This window comes from Chitinophagaceae bacterium (assembly GCA_016713085.1).
Classification (GTDB): Bacteria; Bacteroidota; Bacteroidia; order Chitinophagales; family Chitinophagaceae; genus Lacibacter.
Genome location: JADJPV010000001.1, coordinates 2,452,848 through 2,471,870, shown reverse-complemented (window position 1 = coordinate 2,471,870; position 19,023 = coordinate 2,452,848). Strand labels below are relative to the sequence as shown.

At 39.9% G+C, this 19,023-nt stretch carries 14 protein-coding genes and 1 pseudogene; 12 read left to right on the top strand and 3 right to left on the bottom strand.

What is annotated here, in order from left to right; translation table 11 throughout:
- Positions 1–106: 106 nt before the first annotated feature.
- The 11 genes and pseudogenes from IPK31_11890 to IPK31_11840 all read left to right on the top strand — a co-directional run bounded on the left by IPK31_11890 (position 107) and on the right by IPK31_11840 (position 12,953).
- Positions 107–1,167 (top strand): annotated as a pseudogene (locus IPK31_11890) (IS3 family transposase).
- A gap of 419 nt (positions 1,168–1,586) precedes the next feature.
- On the top strand, positions 1,587–3,206 hold the full coding sequence (locus tag IPK31_11885; GenBank protein MBK8088586.1) for a M1 family metallopeptidase: 1,620 nt from the start codon (positions 1,587–1,589) through the stop codon (positions 3,204–3,206).
- A 149-nt stretch (positions 3,207–3,355) separates the two neighbouring features.
- Positions 3,356–5,716 (top strand): hypothetical protein, encoded by a 2,361-nt coding sequence (locus tag IPK31_11880; protein ID MBK8088585.1) that lies wholly within the window; start codon positions 3,356–3,358, stop codon positions 5,714–5,716.
- A gap of 166 nt (positions 5,717–5,882) precedes the next feature.
- Complete coding sequence (gene bla / locus IPK31_11875; GenBank protein ID MBK8088584.1) at positions 5,883–6,623, top strand: BlaB/IND/MUS family subclass B1 metallo-beta-lactamase; 741 nt, start codon at positions 5,883–5,885, stop codon at positions 6,621–6,623.
- 220 nt (positions 6,624–6,843) lie between these two features.
- A complete protein-coding gene (locus IPK31_11870) occupies positions 6,844–7,923 on the top strand; it encodes an acyltransferase (GenBank protein MBK8088583.1) in 1,080 nt (359 codons plus the stop codon).
- A 168-nt stretch (positions 7,924–8,091) separates the two neighbouring features.
- A complete protein-coding gene (locus IPK31_11865; GenBank protein ID MBK8088582.1) occupies positions 8,092–8,454 on the top strand; it encodes a hypothetical protein in 363 nt (120 codons plus the stop codon).
- A 148-nt stretch (positions 8,455–8,602) separates the two neighbouring features.
- Complete coding sequence (locus IPK31_11860; protein ID MBK8088581.1) at positions 8,603–9,640, top strand: hypothetical protein; 1,038 nt, start codon at positions 8,603–8,605, stop codon at positions 9,638–9,640.
- Positions 9,641–9,746: 106 nt separating this feature from the next.
- Positions 9,747–10,271, top strand: a complete 525-nt coding sequence (locus tag IPK31_11855) for a DinB family protein (protein ID MBK8088580.1) — start codon at positions 9,747–9,749, stop codon at positions 10,269–10,271.
- Positions 10,272–10,365: 94 nt separating this feature from the next.
- Positions 10,366–11,994 carry a beta-N-acetylhexosaminidase gene (locus IPK31_11850; GenBank protein MBK8088579.1) on the top strand — a complete coding sequence of 543 codons (1,629 nt, stop codon included), beginning with the start codon at positions 10,366–10,368 and terminating at the stop codon, positions 11,992–11,994.
- A gap of 60 nt (positions 11,995–12,054) precedes the next feature.
- On the top strand, positions 12,055–12,678 hold the full coding sequence (locus tag IPK31_11845) for a class I SAM-dependent methyltransferase (GenBank protein MBK8088578.1): 624 nt from the start codon (positions 12,055–12,057) through the stop codon (positions 12,676–12,678).
- Positions 12,675–12,953, top strand: a complete 279-nt coding sequence (locus IPK31_11840) for a hypothetical protein (GenBank protein MBK8088577.1) — start codon at positions 12,675–12,677, stop codon at positions 12,951–12,953. The genes IPK31_11845 and IPK31_11840 overlap by 4 nt, the downstream gene beginning before the upstream one ends.
- 21 nt (positions 12,954–12,974) lie before the next feature.
- Here IPK31_11840 and IPK31_11835 read toward each other — a convergent pair whose 3' ends face one another.
- Both IPK31_11835 and pta read right to left on the bottom strand, forming a co-directional pair.
- Positions 12,975–14,183, bottom strand: coding sequence for an acetate kinase (locus IPK31_11835; GenBank protein MBK8088576.1), 1,209 nt, complete (start codon positions 14,181–14,183; stop codon positions 12,975–12,977).
- Between the two features lie 50 nt (positions 14,184–14,233).
- Complete coding sequence (pta, locus tag IPK31_11830) at positions 14,234–16,327, bottom strand: phosphate acetyltransferase (GenBank protein MBK8088575.1); 2,094 nt, start codon at positions 16,325–16,327, stop codon at positions 14,234–14,236.
- Positions 16,328–16,632: 305 nt separating this feature from the next.
- On the opposite strand from pta, the gene IPK31_11825 reads away from it, so the two are divergent.
- The gene (locus IPK31_11825) at positions 16,633–17,040 is read left to right on the top strand and encodes a hypothetical protein (protein MBK8088574.1); all 408 of its coding nucleotides are present in this window, start codon (positions 16,633–16,635) and stop codon (positions 17,038–17,040) included.
- Between the two features lie 140 nt (positions 17,041–17,180).
- Here IPK31_11825 and ftsZ read toward each other — a convergent pair whose 3' ends face one another.
- Positions 17,181–19,007 carry a cell division protein FtsZ gene (gene ftsZ / locus IPK31_11820; GenBank protein MBK8088573.1) on the bottom strand — a complete coding sequence of 609 codons (1,827 nt, stop codon included), beginning with the start codon at positions 19,005–19,007 and terminating at the stop codon, positions 17,181–17,183.
- Positions 19,008–19,023: the final 16 nt, after the last annotated feature.

Here is a 19,023-nt window from a genome sequence, read left to right as displayed (position 1 = left end):
ATTTAAGTGTAAGTAGTAATTCAATCACAATGTAAGCTCCCCCAAAGTACGGCCATGTAGTTAGAGTTAACAAACAATGAACTTGTTAACTTTAAATTTTAAATACATGAAAAAGCGATTTACCGAAAGCCAGATAGTGGCTGCGATTAAGAAACAGGAAAGCGGCATAGCTGTGAAAGACATTACCCGTGAACTGGGTATCAGTGATGCAACTTTTTATAACTGGAAGGCAAAGTATGGGGGTATGGAAACAAGCGATGTATCCAGGATGCGTGAGTTAGAAAAAGAGAATGCGGAGTTGAAGAAAATGTTTGCAGAGATGAGCCTTGAGAACCGAGCCATGAAAAGCTTCATTGAAAAAAAGTTGTAACGCCACAGGAGAAACGGGGGAAGCAGTTGACCACTTTGTTAATCAGGAACAGCTAAGTAACCGAAAGGCGTGTAAACTGATAGGTATAGCCCGAACAACCTGTCAGTATAAGATTAAAATCAAAGATGATACAGAGCTGCAGTTGGCTTTAACTGCATTAACTGCCAAACATGCAGCCATCGGCTTTTGGCAATGCTGTTATCGTCTGTGGCACAAAGGCCATCATTGGAATCATAAACGGATCTACAGGGTTTATACTGCTATGAAACTGAATATCCGTCGCAGAGCAAAAAAGCGACTGCCTGAACGAATAAAACAACCATTAATGATCCCGACAACACCTAACCAAATGTGGAGTATTGATTTTATGAGCGACAGTCTGGTAGATGGCCGCAAGTTCCGTTTGCTCAATATCATAGATGACTTTAACAGGGAATCATTAGCTATTGAAGTAGATACTTCACTGCCATCTTCAGAGTCATCAGAGTGCTGAACCGATTGATTGAACAAAGAGGTAAACCAGTAAATATCAGAACAGATAATGGTCATGAATTTATCAGTCATAAGCTGCAACACTGGTGTGAGGATCAGCAAATCAGTTTGCAGTATATACAACCAGGCAGGCCAATGCAGAATGCGTACATCGAAAGAAAAAAGGGAAGTATGAGAAGAGAATTACTGAACGCATATCTTTTTACAATCTCTCAGAAGTACGAGCAATGAGTGAACAGTGGAGAAATGATTACAACACAGAGCGGCCACATAAATCATTGGGCTACCTGTCACCTGTAAAGTATGCAGAACAATGGAACAAAAGCTCAGCAACTATGCCGCAGCTTTATCCACAAACGGCGAACGAAAATCAGATCCAAATTGAAGAGAGCCGTTTAGTGGATAAAATAATTGAAAACAAAAAGATGATTAACTTAGAAAACTCTAACTAAAACTGGCAGTAAAATAAGGGGAGCCTACACGAGTATAGTAAGGGTAAAATGATTACCGTAAAATAAGTACCCTGCAAGGCACAAGAAGCAGGGCTGCAGTACCAACGCCTCCTTCTTGCGCCAGTGAAGAGACACCAACCGATAAGAAAAAAAGTTCGATAAGACAGCGTATATTTAAGTGTTGTGTGTCATTTGATACAGTCCCGTAATCGTTAAACAAATAAACTCTCAGCTTCTCCTTTAAATTATGATGAGTATTAAACAATTGAAACTTGTGTTGTCCGGACTATTTTTATCAATTTTTTGTACATGGACAAATTCTTTCAACAAAAAAGAAAGACAATAAAGAAACAGCTCCCGGCAGTGTTCGGCAGGAACAAAAGTGGTGGAACTTATTATATTACAACATTATTATTACACCTGATTATGGAAGAAAATATATAACCGGAACAAACAGTATAACATTCTCCGCTTTACAGTCCGGTACAATACTGCAAATTGATTTGCAGGAACCCATGCGAATTACCAGCGTGAAGTGGAAAGATAAAAATCTTGTTTTTAAACGCAGTAAAGAAGACAGCTACCTCGTAACATTTCCAACAGTTATCAAAGCAGGTGAGAAACAAACAATATCAATTCATTTTGAAGGAGAGCCGAAAGAATCAGTAAAGCCACCCTATGACAATGGCTGGATATGGGCTAAAGATTTAAACGGACGGCCATTTATCAGTGTTGCCTGTGAAGGTTCCGGGGCAAGCATCTGGTTGCCTTGTAAGGATGTTTTGTATGATGAACCTGATAATGGTGTTTCTTTCAGCATCACAGTGCCTGATACCTTAACAGCGGTTGCCAACGGCAGACTTAAAAAAAAATCAACCACCAAACAGGGGACGACTACTTATACCTGGGAGGTGGTAAACCCGATCAACAACTATAGCATTATCCCCTATATTGGAAAATATATCAGCTGGCATGAGAACTATGCCGGATTAAAAGGAAAACTTGATTGTGATTATTGGGTATTAGATTATAACCTTACTAAAGCAAAAATCCATTTTAAACAAACTGATTCGTTGCTGAGAGCCTTCGAATATTGGGCCGGACCTTACCCCTTTTATGAAGACAGTTATAAAGTGGTGGAAGCTCCTATGGACGGTATGGAACATCAAAGTGCATTGGCGTATGGCAATGGATTTCAAAACGGCTTAAAAGGAAAAGACCTTATTTCAGGAAGTGGCTGGGGGCTTAAATTCGACTTCATCCTTGTGCATGAAAGTGGTCACGAATGGTTTGGAAACAGCATTACTGCCAGCAACTATGGAGATGGCTGGATACATGAAGGTTTCACAAAATACCTGGAAACACTGTACACATCATATCAATTCGGTACTGAAGCAGGTAACGACTACTCAATCGGAACCTGGAAAAGAATAAAGAACGATGAACCAATTTTAGGTACAAATACTTCGGATAAATATTATAAAGCAGGTGCGATGCTTCATATGATAAGGCAATGTATTGGAGATTCCCTCTTTAGAGGAATTTTGACAGGGTTAAATAAAGAGTTCTATCATCAGACAGTTAATACAAATGAAATACTGAATTTTTTCAATCGTTATACGAAAAAGGATTTTACAAAAATCTTTGACCAATACTTAAAAACAATTCAAATACCCACACTTAATTACTCTTTCAAGGACAGTATGTTCTTGTATCGTTGGGAAAACTGCATAAAAGATTTCTCGATGCCGTTAAGAATAACCTTTGATGGAAAAAACGATCAATTCATTTTTCCGTCAACAGAATGGCAAACTTTTAAAGTTTCGACTACCAGTTCAGAAGGCTTTCATGTTGACAGAAATTTCTATATCACTGTAAGAGAAAACAAATGATTTCTTTGCAACAAAGTCTCCGGCCAAAGCGCTGGCTATTAGAGAGCCATTGCTGAGAACTAAACATTAGTTCTTAACTTCAAATAAACAATTTCAATCAGCAGCGGTTGCGGGTGGAATTTTACCTGCTAAAAACGATTCATCACAAAATGCACAGGCAATCAAAACATAACAATCAAAATAAGTTGTTGTTTTTATTTCTGCTGGTACAGGTGCTGCCCTGCTGCATACTGAGTGTAAATGCACAGCAGGATAAGATCAGAAATATCTGTGCTTATCTTGGTGGCCGTGCCGATAAAAATTTTCTCGGCAGCGGAAATGTTGCCCTTGTTATTGAACCGGGCAAAACAAAAGTTCTTTTTGTACAGCAATGGAAAGAAAAAGGGTTGTTCGACTGGGCCACAGGTACCGTTCGTTCCTGGTGTCCTGACAGGATAGAAATGAATGAAGCGATGCCTCCGCTGGGAGCAACAATTTCTTATGCGCCCGTTTCACGAAAAATTTTTATTACCCGTGATGATGTGGCAGGAATGGAACTGGTTTGGAAAAATAATACTGCCAATGAAATCTCTGTCCATGCTTCGTTTACAGGTATGCTGCCGGGCAATACAACAACCGGTCAAAACACCGATGCCGGTTTTTTGTATGCAACCGTTCCATACAGCGATAAAGTTTTGCAACCTGTTCACTATGTGCTGGGCTCTTCTTTAAAACCCGGCAAAGTAGATTTACACAACAACAGTTATAATGCGGCTTATGTTATTTCCATTAAGCCGGGAGAAAAAAAATCCTTAACTATTTTATTGAGTACAGCAACAAATCTACAGCTGGCAAACAAAGCAGTGAACCGCTGGAAAAAAATATCTGATATTCCTGCAGCAGTGAGGCAGGATTGGAACAATTGGTTTGAAAAAGAAATTCCCCGTTTCAGTTGCAGCAATCCTTATTTTGAAAAACTATATTATTACCGCTGGTGGTCGCTTTATACAAAAATGATTTTTGCACAGGTCGGCCATTTCTATTTCCCGTCGCCCCGTGAAGGTACAGTAGCATATGATGGAGTTGTTTCCTATTCCGGTTCCTGTGTTTCTGTTGATGAACTCCGCTGGATGAGAAAACCTGACTGGGCCTTTTCAACAACGAAAGAATTTTTCGCAGCACAGAATCTCAATGATGGATATCTCTCGAACCATATCTGGGATTGGGGCGTTGATGCAGATTCAAGCAATATGGATGTTTCTGGCCGTTCAGTACCTTACCAGAATTATGCGGTTGATGCTTTCAGGGGAGCCTTGCTTGTTCACCCGGAAAAGGAACAAAAAACATTGAAGGATGTATGGCCGCAAATGCAGAGTAACCTTCAATCGTACCAGCGAATATTTGATGTTGATAAAGATGGGCTTTATGAAACATATCCCTGGAGTAATTCAGCCGGCCAGGAATGGACTGCACGTTATTCTTATTTTGATCCGATACCTGAAATGTTCAGGAATGAGCGAAGCAGAACGTATAAACCGGATGGTTCAAAGTCGGCAGAAGATATGGAGTTGATGAATAAAATAAGAAACTCAGTTGTTACTGATCCAGATTTACACTGGCCGAAAACGGCTGAAGAACTTTACCGGATCTATTATGAAACAGCAGATCACCGCCTTGCAACTGTTGATCAAACAACCTATGCATATAAAAACTTTTGCGCTGCTGCAAGTCTTGCCGGGTTATTGAACGACACTGCCTCTGAAAAACTTTATGCAGCCATGAGTGAACGCACACGCACTCAATTGCTTTCAGTAATGTGGAATGCAGCTGATCGTTTTTTCTATGATGTAAAGCCGGTTGTACAGAAACAGGCAAGGGTTAAAGCAACCACCGGGTTTTATGTTTTCTGGGCGAGAATAGCAGACCAATCACATGTACCGATGCTGCAACACATCTTCAATCCTAAAACTTTCTGGACGAAGTATCCGCTGCCATCGCTGCCATTGGATTATGAAAAATATACCCAGCTACAGGAAACTGGCTGGACATACTGGAATTGTGCAACATGGCCCCGTACAACCTGTCATGTTGTTGATGGAGCATTGTGGGCTGCTAAAACATTAGATAGTTCGTTATCTAAAAATGCTGCAACACTCTTTAACCGGTATACCCGTATGCACTTTCCAAATGATACTATTCAAAAACCGAATATTGCTGAACGGTATGATCCTCATACAGGAAGTCCTTTTATGCCGGAGCTTGACTACAATCATTCCACCTGGATTGACCTGTTGATGCAGCATGTTGCCGGCATTACTCCACAGGATTCTGACGACTTGATGATTGATCCTGTTGATATGGGCTGGAATTCGTTTTCTGTAAAAAACATCCGTTACCGAAACCATGATATTGATATTGAATTCAACAGAAAAAAGGGAATGCTTATACGAGTTGATGGAATTATAAAATCTAAAACCACAGGTTTGCAAAAAGTAGTTATTAAAATTCCTGATGAAGTTCCCGAAAGATAGTTCTGCCAACTGCAATGATAAAACCAACAGGAATTGCGCTGCCCTGCCAAAAAAGTTGCAGTTTAGTAAATTGCTGGAGGGTTTGTTATTGAGAAGCAAAGCCAGCTTTCGTTTTTACTATTTAACTTTATCAATAAGTCAGCACCACATAATTTACAGAAACATTATGCGAACGATTCTATTAACAATAGCCTTTACTTTTTCTCTCACCAATATTTTTGCACAGTCAGAGAAAGCGAAACTTACCATTGCACATTTAACAGGAGATTTTTACATTTATACAACTTACAATACATACAAAGACAACCAGGTTCCTGCAAACGGAATGTATCTTGTAAGTAACAATGGTGTTATTATGTTTGATACTCCCTGGGACACAACACAATTTCAACCATTACTTGACAGTATAAAATTGAAGCATAACAAAAGTGTGGTCATGTGTTTTGCTACGCACTGGCATAGCGACAAAACCGCCGGACTTGAATATTACAGGCAACAGGGAATTAAAACCTATACTACTGCGCTTACAGATAAATTAAGTGAAAAAAATAATGAAAAAAGGGCTGAATTTTTAATGGAAAAGGACACTGTCTTTACTGTTGGCCAATATTCTTTTGAAACTTATTATCCCGGCCAGGGACATACTGAAGACAATATTGTAATCTGGTTTGAGAAAGAAAAAATTCTCTACGGTGGTTGCTTAATAAAAGGTGCTGATGATGAAAATTTAGGTTTTTTAGGCGATGGTAATGTAACAGCATATGCATCTACGCTGAAAAAAGTTCAGAAAAAATTCCGGAAACCAAAGTTTATTATTGTAGCCCATAGTGACTGGAACAACATAAATTCATTGAAGCATTCTTTAATGATGGCAAAAGAACTTAAAAAGAAAAACAACCGTAAATGAACGGTGTAAAAAACAAATAAAATTTAATCTTTTCTACGGCTTTGCTTAACAGTAATTCGGCTGATACAAGCTATTGTTTTTGCTGCAGAACAGCTGGAAATTCTATTCAGCCGCTTTGAGAGTATTGCTGCAAAAAGCTTTCTCCCTCTTTTACTTTTGTTGTTATCTTCAGTGTGTAAGACCTTTTTTACCCAACAATCATTTCCATTGAATAAGCAATATGCAGAAAACAGCCCCAGGCATTTTAAAAACGAAGCAGCATTTTGAAATTCTCGACGGCTTGAGAGGTATTGCAGCACTCAGTGTTGTTGTTTTTCATTTTATGGAAATGGCTTATACAGATTACAGTAAAAATTTCATTGCTCATGGTTTTTTAGCTGTTGACTTTTTTTTCTGCTTATCGGGCTTTGTAATCGGTTATGCCTATGACGACCGTATTGAAAAAATGGGTGTAAAAGAATTTTTCAAATCAAGGTTAATAAGGCTGCATCCCCTGGTCATTTCAGGCTCCATACTTGGCTTGCTGGGTTTCTTCTTCGATCCGTTTGGCGGTCATCCTGAAGTATACAGTGCAGGAAAAATCATCCTCATATTTCTATGCTCTGTTTTACTGATCCCTTTTGGCGCCATGCAGGAACGTGGCTTTAATCTCTTCAGTTTTAATGCTCCTGCCTGGTCTTTATTCTGGGAATATGCGGCCAATATTCTTTATGCATTTGTGCTTTACAAAATCAACCGGCGTTTATTGCTTTTACTAACCATCCTTTCAGCAGCTGCGGTTTGTATTGTTGTTTACCGTGCAGGAAATTTAATGGGTGGCTGGAGTAAAGACAATTTTTGGGATGGCGGTGCACGTATCTGTTATTCATTCTCCGCCGGGTTAGTTATTTACCGTTTTAACTGGCTTATAAAAACAAAGCTTGGGTTTGCCGGGCTTTCGGCATTGCTGCTGTTGCCATTTTTAATGCCCTGGTTTAAATGGAACTGGCTGGCAGAAACAATGGTTGTGCTGTTTTATTTTCCTTTGCTGGTTGCATTGGGTGCAGGAGCCGTACTTTCAGATAAAGTAAAAAAACTTTGTGTATTCTCCGGTAAAATATCCTACCCGCTTTACATGACGCACTACGCAGCAATCTGGGTTTTTGGAAATTATTACAGCAGCCATAAAGTAAGTACAACAGAATTAGTTTTTATTATTACGGCAGGCACCCTTCTGCTGGTTGGCCTGTCGTACATAATTATGGTTATTTATGATATACCTGTGCGAAAGTATTTAACTGCAGGAAGGAAGATGAATTAAACGGCTTATAACTGCAGTGTTACTGATCCTTCTGCTTTTGAAACAGCACTTATTTATCCTGCCAGCTGACAACAATTAACTCCTGTTAATTCTTTTTTGAATGACCATCATCATTGTCTGCTGCAGTGATAAGTTTTACTTTTTCTATGCTCAAAAACAGCATCAGCCGTGAAGGAAAAAACAAACTGGAAGAAAGTTGCGTTCATTACCGGCGCCGTATTCCTGATTGCCGGTGCCTTTGACCCGCTTGAAGGATCGGTTGTTATTCTTACCGGCAGTGCATTGATTGCTTTATCAACATGGCTTACAAAAGATCGCCATTACAAACTGTTCCTTACCGGTTTTATTCTGATTATAACAGGCGTGTGTTTCCTGTTTTACTTTTCTGCATTGGGAGGTTTTGGCGGCAGCTCCTCTTTATCGTGGTGCTGGGGTTTACTCATTGTTCCTTACCCTGCCGGATGGTTACTCTCCGTTATTCTGCTCATTATAAGAGCTGTTAAAAAACAAAATATGCAGGCAGATACCTGACTGTTTATTCTCTGCTTTAACATCAACTGTACCTGCAAACTCTAAAACATTGTTATACTTATGTGAAGATGTATGAAGCGGTAAGATTCTTGCACCATTTATGCGTCTGATAAGTATTGAATCATTTTTTACAACTAAAAAGAAAAACATGAAAACGAATATCGACACATTAAAAAGGCAGTTACAGAAAGCCGGTATGCTAACACTGCTTGTGGCCGGCTTATACAGCATGGATGCACAGGCACAGGGCAACAGGGACCGAAGCGAGGGAAATGGTAACAGGGGAAACCGTGAAGGTAATGTAAGACAAAGTTCAAGAAGGGATGAAGGCCCACGTCAGCAAACACAGGGTGCTGATAACAGACAACGGCAGGATGTTAACCGTCAGAACAATTCAAACCGGAACGATGTTGGCCGTGGTCAGCAAAATCAAAATGGAGGCAACCGTTACGGACAGGGACAATCCAACCGTGATTATGCAAACAGGGATAATGTAAACCGTAACAGAACGGAGAACCGTAATCCTGCAACTACCAACAGAACAAGTCCCGACCGCAGAGGCAGTGGAATAAATAACAGTAGTGACCGCAGACCGGGAAATGGAAACGACCGTTATGATAATAACAGGAGACGTCCGGATAATAACGGAGGTTACAACCGTGGAAGCAATGACCGCAGATACAACAACAGCTACGGCAACCGTGGATACAATGGCAATAATTACAGAAGACCTGCGTATAATGCCTACAACCCGAGCTGGAGATATTCTTACCTGCCTGCAAGAAACAGGTATTATAATACACTGCCATCTTCTTACATCAGTTTAAACTTTGGCGGTTACGGTTACAGGTATTATGATGGTGTATATTACCGTCCGTACAATAATATATTCAGAGTAGTGGCGCCACCGATTGGTATTTACATTAACGTGTTACCTTTTGGATACAGCAGGATCTATGTGCGTGACTATCCTTACTATTATTACAACGGCACCTATTACGATTACAGAAACAGTAACTACTATGTTGTATCACCTCCGGTTGGTGCAGTAGTTGAAAGCTTACCTGCAGGTTATGAAACGGTTACTATTGATGGCGAAACCTATTACATGGTTGATGGTGCCCAGTACAAACCTTTTGTACAGGACAATGGTGAAGTTTGGTATGAAGTGGTGAAAGCGAATTAATAAACTCTTGTTTATACAGGCCGGTGTTATTTTAACACCGGCTTTTTTACTTCAGCTGCAGAAGTTTTGATTGAATGAATTAATTTCATTCTTCAATCAGCCAAGCATGAAAAGATCAGAGATCAGCCCCAAGCCGGGATTTTTTGAAAAGTATATTAACCTTGTTGATGATGTTGAACTAAGTGAAGCGTTTGAGATAAGTCTGCAACAGATCACCCAGCTTGATCTTGCGTTGCTGAAAAAAATTGGCACAAAAACTTATGCAGAAGGAAAATGGACGGTGAATGAAACCCTGCAGCATATTGCAGATTTTGAACGCATCTTATCGTACCGTACGTTGCTTTTTGCCAGGAGAAAAAAATCTGTACAGCCTGGCTTTGATGAAGACCTGCTGGCAAGACATTCAAAAGCAAATACAAAAACAATTGAACAGATTCTTGAAGAGCTGACAGCTGTACGAAAATCGACCATTGCGATGTTCAATAATTTTGATGAGGAAACATTATCGCTGACAGGAATCAACTGGCAGTTTGAAATTTCTGTAGCGGGAATGGGATTTAATATCATCGGCCACCAGGCACATCACCTGAAACTGATCAACACCCGCTATATTCCATTAGCAGCAAAATAAACGGGTGATCCTTTTCGGCTGATCTTAAAAAGCAAAGACCGTTATCTTGCAGGGCAATTCAGAAAAACGTTGAAACGTTTGTAACTTATTACACATGAAAAAAATCAGTCTCGTAGTTGTTGTCTTATTTATATCAATTCATTCGTTTGCACAGTCAGCCAATAATATTATACCTGCGCCGGTAAAATTTGAAACAGTTCAATCGTCTGCTGTTCAGCTTACCGGGAATTCCACGATCTATTACAGTAAAGCATTTGAAGCACAGGCAAAATACCTGCGAGATGAACTGCAAAAGCAAAGCGGTGTTACTCTGTTGCTGCAGGAAATACCACTTACAAAAAAATTACCTCCTGCTGGAATTGTATTGCTCTGCGATTCTGCAACTATTACCAAAGCAGAAATGTATATGTTGAAAAGCGGAGGTGAACGTGTGCTGATTCTTGCAAAAGATATTCGTGGTTTTGTAAATGCAGCTCAAACATTATTGCAATTATTCCCATTAAAGAAACAATCAACCATAACTTTTCCTGCTGTTGCTGTTACAGATTATCCGCAGTTCAGTTATCGTGGTATGCACCTTGATGTGGTGCGCCATATTTTTCCGGCGAGTTATATCAAAAAATATATTGACTATCTCACTTTTCATAAGTTCAATACATTTCACTGGCATTTAACCGATGACCAGGGCTGGCGTTTTGAAGTTAGCAGTTATCCAAAATTAAATCCTGTTGCATCGTGGAGAGATTCCACACTGATCGGTCATTTTAAAGATGCACCTGCCCGTTATGATGGCAAACGCTATGGTGGTTTTTATACCAAAGCAGAAATAAAAGAAATTGTTGCTTACGCAACTGTGCGTGGCATTACCATTATTCCGGAGCTGGATATTCCCGGTCACAGCAGGGCTGCCATTGCGGCTTATCCGCAACTGAGTACAAAACCTGATACTGTGTGGAATGTGGCAACTACATGGGGAATGTATAACCGGCAGAACAATGTACTGGCACCAACTGATTTCACGTTTCAGTTTTTGAAATCAGTGTTTAAAGAACTCACTGAATTATTTCCTTCAACTTATATTCATATTGGAGGTGATGAATGCAGCAGGATGTGGTGGAAGCAGGATAAAAAAACGCAGCAGTTTATGCAGAAGAACAACCTGAAAGATGAAACCGCACTTCAAACTTATTTCATTGAATACATTGCTTCCTATTTAAAAACATTGAACAGGAAAGCCATTGGCTGGCATGAAATTGCTGAAGGTGATCTGGATACATCCACACTGATCATGAACTGGGCCGATGAGAAGCAGGCTTTATCAGCAGCCAAAAAAGGATTCAATATTATTATGACGCCGGGTATTCCCTTTTACTTTGATCATTTTCAATCGAAAGACCCCAACGACAGTCTGGCAATTAAAGGGTATAATTCTTTAGAAGCTGTTTATACTTACAAAGTAATTCCTGATGCTTTACAGAAAGCAAACCTTGGGCATAAAATTGTGGGTGGACAGGCAAATGTGTGGACAGAGTATATGGGCTACTCAACAAAAGTTGACTACATGATTTTTCCACGCATGACTGCCCTCAGTGAAAATCTCTGGAGCAAAACAAAAAACTATCCTGACTTTTTAAGAAGGTTGGATCAGTTCATGATCCCGAGATATCAAGTTTGGAACAGCTCTTATTTTAAAGGTTACAGGATCTGGACGAAAGAAAAATAAGTTTGAGCTGAAATGATTTCTACAGCTTTTCTTACTTTCATATCATAATAAACAGGCAGGATGAATACTCAACAGGCTTACAATGCATGGGCATCGCAATACGATACCAATCTCAATAAAACAAGAGACCTGGAAGCCATTGCCCTGCGCAGCAATTTAGCAACTATCAACTTCAACCGTTGTTTTGAAATTGGCTGCGGCACAGGAAAGAATACGGTTTGGTTTGCAGAAAAAGCAAAGCATGTAACAGCAGTTGATCTATCGGAAGAAATGCTGGCGAAAGCAAAAGAGAAAGTGAGCTCAGATAAAGTTGAATTTAAACAGGCAGATATTACCAAAGACTGGACTTTCAGAAATGGATTATACGATCTTGTGAGTTTCAGTTTAGTGCTGGAGCATATTGATAATCTTGACCACATCTTCAAAGAAGTATCAGCCTCATTGAATACTGGCGGCTATGTTTATATTGGAGAGCTGCATCCCTTTAAACAATACAACGGAAGCAAGGCAAGGTTTGAAACGGGAACAGGCATACAGGTTATACAATGTTTCAATCATCATCTCTCTGATTTTTTACTGCCTGCTAAAAAATACGGATTGTCTGTTGTTGACATCAATGAATATTTTGATGATGACAACAGAAATGAAATTCCAAGGATACTGACGATTCTTTTTAGAAAATGAAAATAACAAAACAGAATAATCTCATTTTATTTTTAAGCCTGACAGTTGCGGCTTATTTTATTTTTCTTATTACCGCAGACAAACTTCACTACAGACCTGTTCTTCTTGGTGTAATTGTGGAGATACTGACAATACCGGCTCTCCTGTTGATGTTGACCATGTTTATTATATCTGTTATCCGCTTTGTTAAAAGCAAGTACAAAGTGGCAAGCTTCACTTTTGTATCAATTATTATTCAGCTTGCTACAATGATCTTCCTGGTCACCAATTCTTAAACGGGGGACTTTTTTAAAAGGCTAATTTACTTTTTCATTCAGCAATTCATAGCACTGTTTAACTATTTCCAGCTCTTCATTGGTAGGGATCACTAAAATTTTTACCGGCGAATCTGCTGTACTAATCTCTCTTATTTCAGAGCTGCGCAGTTCATTTTTTGCTTCATCAAAATAAATACCGAGGAACTGCATATCGCTACATACACGGCGGCGGATATCAACTGCATTCTCTCCCACTCCCGCTGTGAAAACAATTGCATCGAGTCCGTTGAGCACTGCAGCATACGCTCCGATATATTTCTTAATACGGTATGCATACAACTCTGAAGCAAGTTCAGCCTGCTGATCACCTTCTGTTATTGCTTTGCGGATATCACGCATATCACTGTAGCCGGTTAATCCTGACATGCCGCTTTTTTTGTTCAGCAGTTCACTTACTTCTTTTGCTGAGTAACCAAGCTGTTCAATTAAATGAAAAATAACAGCAGCATCAATATCGCCTGATCTTGTTCCCATGATCAAACCACCAACCGGGCCAAAGCCCATAGTTGTATCAACAGAACGTCCGCCATCAACTGCAGTCATACTGCTTCCGTTACCAAGGTGAATGGTAATCACTTTCGCATCCTTCTTATGCAGGTAAGCAATTGCCTGCTCGCTTACATATTTGTGTGAAGTACCGTGAAATCCATAGGCCCTGATATGCTGCTCTGTATATAAATTTTGAGGAATAGCAAACCTGTATGCTTTCGCCGGCATTGTTTGATGAAAGGCCGTATCAAACACAGCTACCTGTTTTGCTTTGGTAAATATTTTTTCTGCCACCTGAATGCCGATATAATTGGCGGGGTTATGCAATGGCGCAAGTGAAAATAATTCTTTGATCTTTTCTTTTACTTCATTGGTGATGATGGTTGTTGCGGCAAAACTTTCTCCACCATGAACAACACGGTGACCAACTGCATCAATTTCATCAGTACTTTTTATTACACCGATTTCTTTATCGGTGAGCAAACTCACTACTTCATGCAAACCTGCTTCATGATCGGCCAGTTGAATCTGTTCCTTTACAACTTTCTCTTCTCCATTCAGGTACGTTTTATGTGTAATGGAAGAACCATCCATGCCAATACGCTCAACCAAACCACTGCATACCGGTTTTTCATGCGGCATTTTAAACAATTGGTATTTGAGCGAACTGCTGCCTGTGTTAATTACAAAAATGTTCATACGATCAGTATCATTTTTTGCAGATGAAAATCTGCCGGTAAGTTATTGTTTTATTTATCCTGTGCCTGTATGGCTGTAATAATGACTGTATTAAATACATCATCAACTGTACAGCCACGGCTGAGATCGTTGATGGGCTTGTTCAATCCCTGCAGCATGGGACCAATAGCCAGCGCACCTGTTTCACGCTGTACAGCTTTGTATGTATTGTTGCCTGTATTCAAATCGGGGAAAATTAATACACTTGCCTGTCCTGCTACTTTTGAATCAGGCATTTTTTGTTTACCAACAACAGGATCAACAGCTGCATCATACTGAATCGGGCCTTCCACTTTCAGATCAGGTCTTTTTTGTTTTACTATTTGTGTAGCCTGTCTTACTTTTTCAACATCAACACCTTCACCTGATGTTCCGGAAGAATAAGAAAGCATTGCTATTCTTGGTTCAATACCAAAACTCAAACTGCTTTCTGCTGATGAAATAGCAATCTCTGCTAACTGTTCTGCTGTAGGATCAGGATTCACCGCACAATCGCCAAATACAGAAACACGATCGGGCAAACACATAAAGAAAACAGAAGACACGGTTGAAATGCCGGGCTTTGTTTTTACAAACTGTAATGCCGGGCGAATTGTATGCTGTGTTGTGTGCACTGCACCTGATACCATTCCATCTGCATGTCCTTTGAACACCATCATTGTTCCGTAATACGATACATCAGACATCAGATCCCGGGCTGACTCCATGGTGATGTTTTTTCCTTTTCTTAATTCAAAAAGAGTTTCAACATAATCATCAAATTTGTCAGATAATACAGGATCAATAATATGAATACGTTTTAAATCAAGATTTAAACCAAGACGTTTAATAGATGCTGCAATTTCTCCGGCATCGCCCAACAGGGTAAGTTCTACAATTTCCTGGTTTATTAACCGGGCTGCTGCCTTTAAGATTCGGTCTTCATTTCCTTCAGGCAATACAATGTGTTTGATCTTGGTTTTTGCACGTTTTGCCAGCTGGTATTGAAACATGTGCGGCGTTATACCCTCGGGTTTAAACGTAATAATTTTTTCATCCAGTTTATTTACATCAACATACTTTTCAAATGTACTGATGGCCAACTGAATTTTTTTGGTGTTATCGGAGGATATTCTTGATTTAATAGAGCCAAGCAATGCTGTTGTTTGAAAGGTTCCTTCTTTTACAGATATGATAGGCAACACTGTTTGCAACCCATCCAGCAAACGGATGACAGGTTCTTCCGGTTCAATACCTGCTGTAAGTACGATGCCTGCAATCTTTGGATAATTTACTGAAATACCTGCCTGTAATGCACCAATAATAATATCGCCACGGTCGCCGGGGGTAACAATCAGTACATTCTCAACAATATGGTTCAGGAAATGCGGCAGGTGCATGGCACCTGTAACAAAGTTGTCAACCTGGTTGGTTAATTGTTTTTCACCAAAAAGAAGTTTACCTCCCAACTGCTCATGAATTTCTTTCATGGTTGGGTTCTGCAGGTTTTTATCTTCAGGTATTACAGAAAGGATTGTTCCGCCATTTAATTGTGATGAAAGCAGCAGCTGCACATCATCCACCATACTCTTTTTTACTTTATTGGCAACAACTGCCAGCACCTGTACTTCACGTGATTTAAAATTCCTCAATACCGTCTGTGCAGTATTTACAATCTGGGCCGTTGTTTTATTTTCGCCTGAGATAACCATTACCACCGGTGCATTGAGATTCTTGGCTATGCTAACATTTGTTTCAAATTCAAAAGCCGTTCCTTCACCGAGGTAATCACTTCCTTCAATCACTGTAAAATCATACGTCTCTTCCAGCTTTTTCACTTTCCGGATAACTGTATTGATCAGATCGCCACGATTTTCCCCTTCCATTTGCCGCATTGCCTGCTGGCGGGTAAATGCATAAGTATCGTCATATGCAATAGGAAGACCGAAATGATGAACAATAGTTTCAATATCAACATCTCTTTTTCCTTTTGGATCATCGTTGATAATTGGCTTAAAATAACCCACTTTCCGGGCTTTGGCCAGTAACATGTTTACAATACCAAGTGCAATAATTGACTTTCCGCTATAAGGTTCCGTTGTGGCTATAAAAATTGTCTTCGTCATAAGTAATGCTTGAATTGGGCAAAGTTAGACAGGCATCTATCTAAATAGTCTAATCAAAATCATGTTTATAAATGAAGAAAGTCACTTTTCCTTCAAATTTATGCAGTTAAAGGAGGATTACCCACAGCCCGGCCTGACTGATTTCGGAAAAGCTGAGGGGCTACAGTTCAGGATGGTTTTTCAGATTCGCCTGATTTCGTAAAAAAGGGAATCTGCCAATACTGATTAAGATCATAAAACCTGATTACCTGAACTCTTGCAACAAACAGAAACTCACTTTATCTTTCCTCTTTAAAAATCAATTAATGAAAAAAATTATCACTTCAGGCCTTGTTGCCAGTGCCGCTTTACTACTGTTTGCTTATGTTGCTTTGCTTGTAATGCCCATCCTGCTTCCAAAAGTAGCAGAAGAGTATTACAATCCGGCATTTGTAAATGACGAATCCCGCAACTTTTTATATTATGTACACCCGGTTATACTGGCATTTGCACTTGCATGGTTCTGGAACAGGTTTAAATCATTGCTGAAGGGCAATGCGTTTATGCAGGGAATTGAAATGGCAATCATTTATGTGTTAGTTGCCACTATCCCTTCCTTACTTATTACTTACAGTGCTATTGATGTAAGCCTGATGACGATCTGGTCATGGGTGCTTTACGGATTTTTTCAGGCGTTAATTGCGGGAGTTATTTTTTCAAGAATGCATGCATAACGCAACTCTTTTCGATAAGTGCTGATACCTGCTAAATAATCCCCCCGCTCAGGCGGGGGGATTTACACAACGAATAAACTCTACATTCTAAAATTCACCTTACAACTAAAAACAAATTTTCTCTGTGCTAAAGCACAGAGCTAGTCAGGTTTTTTACCATCTAAAAAGGTGTTGATGGTATTGATCTGACCCTGGTTATTTTCATCGGCCTGCACAGTGTAATTGCTGTAGAAATTCTCTGCAGACGAAATCGTATTGTACAATTCTAAATTACGGCGGAGATATGCCGGCACATTGTCAAACTCATTATTCGGATCAGCTGCATGAATGTTAAACGAGAGGTTTCTCAACTTCTGTAACCGTTCTGCTGCTTTCTTCCGTTGCTCTTCTGCCTCATCCGTTACCGGAGGCTCTTCCGAAGAAGCAAGATGAACATTTTGATCGCTCCTAAGCTCTTTCTCCGCCGGTTGTTGTTCCTTCTTTTCCACCAGCTGCATATTGAACGATTCTTCCTCGTCCTTAACAATACGTAACTGTGCGGGAAGTTCAACTGGCTTTTCTTCAGACTTTATTTCCGGAATGGATTCTTCTTTTGGTTCTGCGTAAATAACTGCCGGCTTCTGTAAAAAACCGCCAGCAGGTTTTACTTCTCTTGTATGTTCAACAGGATTCATTGATTTCTGCATCACGGGTTCTTCCTTTGCAGCAGCCATTGGAGAAAACTCTTCTTTCATTTCTTCAACTTTCGGATGCATCATTGCAGGAACAGAAACAGGCTCCAGTACAAATTCAATTTTTGTTGTTTCTACAACCGGTGCAGTTGACATTTGCACAACAGGGGTTGTTTCTTCTACAATTGTTGGAGCAAAGAGATCTTTTGCTTCTTCAAATAACACAGGTTGTTTGTATTCTTTCTTTTCAGGTTCTCCTAATGTTAATACAATTTTTTCAGGCTTTGGTTTTACTTCTTCCACCACAGCAGGTTTTTTATCGAATGGATTCTTTTGCTCAAACCCTGTTGCAATCAATGTAATACCGATCTGATCGCCCAATGTAGCATCATATCCCAAACCAAGAATCACATCTGTATTTTCTCCAGCCTGGCTCAGTAAATGGTTTTGAATAATCTCCACTTCATCCATGGTAAATTCATGATCACCTTCTGCACTGTTGATGTTGATAAGAATCCATTTTGCGCCGCTTATATCATTATCATTCAGCAAAGGTGAATTCAATGCTTCTTCAATAGCACGCTGTGCACGGTTTTCTCCATTTGCACTTGCATTACCAAGTATGGCCACACCACCATTTTTCATTACAGTACATACATCCGCAAAATCCACATTGATCTGCCCGGTGCTGTTGATTACATCCGTAATACATTTTGCTGCAGCTGCCAGTACATTATCTGCTTTGGCAAATGCTTCCTTCATTTTCAAATTACCAAACTGGTGACGCAGTTTATCATTGCTGATCACAAGTAATGTGTCAACATAGTCTTTCAGTTTATTAATTCCTTCCTCTGCCTGCAGGATTCTTTTCTTTCCTTCATAACCAAACGGAGTTGTTACTATACCAACGGTAAGAATACCGAGATCTTTACAGATTTTTGCAATGATTGGTGCTCCACCTGTTCCTGTACCGCCACCCATACCTGCAGTAATGAACGCCATCTTGGTATTCACTTCAAGTATGCGCTTGATTTCTTCAAGGCTTTCTTCTGTTGCCTGGCGGCCAATTTCAGGATTAGCGCCAGCGCCCAATCCCTGCGTTAAGTGCGGGCCCAGCTGTACTTTGTTTGGCACCAAACTCTGTGCAATAGCCTGCGCATCTGTATTGCAGATAATAAAGTTTACTCCTTCTATAATCTGTGAATGCATGTGATTCACAGCATTGCTTCCGCCGCCACCAACACCAATTACTTTGATGATGGATGACTTTTCTTTTGGCAGATCAAAATGTATCATAAATTTCCGGGTTTGT

Coding starts and splice junctions, on each gene's coding strand:
- IPK31_11880 (MBK8088585.1), top strand. CDS start 3,356: ATGCACAGGCAATCAAAACATAACAATCAAAATAAGTTGTTGTTTTTA.
- bla (MBK8088584.1), top strand. CDS start 5,883: ATGCGAACGATTCTATTAACAATAGCCTTTACTTTTTCTCTCACCAAT.
- IPK31_11870 (MBK8088583.1), top strand. CDS start 6,844: ATGCAGAAAACAGCCCCAGGCATTTTAAAAACGAAGCAGCATTTTGAA.
- IPK31_11860 (MBK8088581.1), top strand. CDS start 8,603: ATGAAAACGAATATCGACACATTAAAAAGGCAGTTACAGAAAGCCGGT.
- IPK31_11855 (MBK8088580.1), top strand. CDS start 9,747: ATGAAAAGATCAGAGATCAGCCCCAAGCCGGGATTTTTTGAAAAGTAT.
- IPK31_11850 (MBK8088579.1), top strand. CDS start 10,366: ATGAAAAAAATCAGTCTCGTAGTTGTTGTCTTATTTATATCAATTCAT.
- IPK31_11845 (MBK8088578.1), top strand. CDS start 12,055: ATGAATACTCAACAGGCTTACAATGCATGGGCATCGCAATACGATACC.
- IPK31_11840 (MBK8088577.1), top strand. CDS start 12,675: ATGAAAATAACAAAACAGAATAATCTCATTTTATTTTTAAGCCTGACA.
- IPK31_11835 (MBK8088576.1), bottom strand. CDS start 14,183: ATGAACATTTTTGTAATTAACACAGGCAGCAGTTCGCTCAAATACCAA.
- pta (MBK8088575.1), bottom strand. CDS start 16,327: ATGACGAAGACAATTTTTATAGCCACAACGGAACCTTATAGCGGAAAG.
- IPK31_11825 (MBK8088574.1), top strand. CDS start 16,633: ATGAAAAAAATTATCACTTCAGGCCTTGTTGCCAGTGCCGCTTTACTA.
- ftsZ (MBK8088573.1), bottom strand. CDS start 19,007: ATGATACATTTTGATCTGCCAAAAGAAAAGTCATCCATCATCAAAGTA.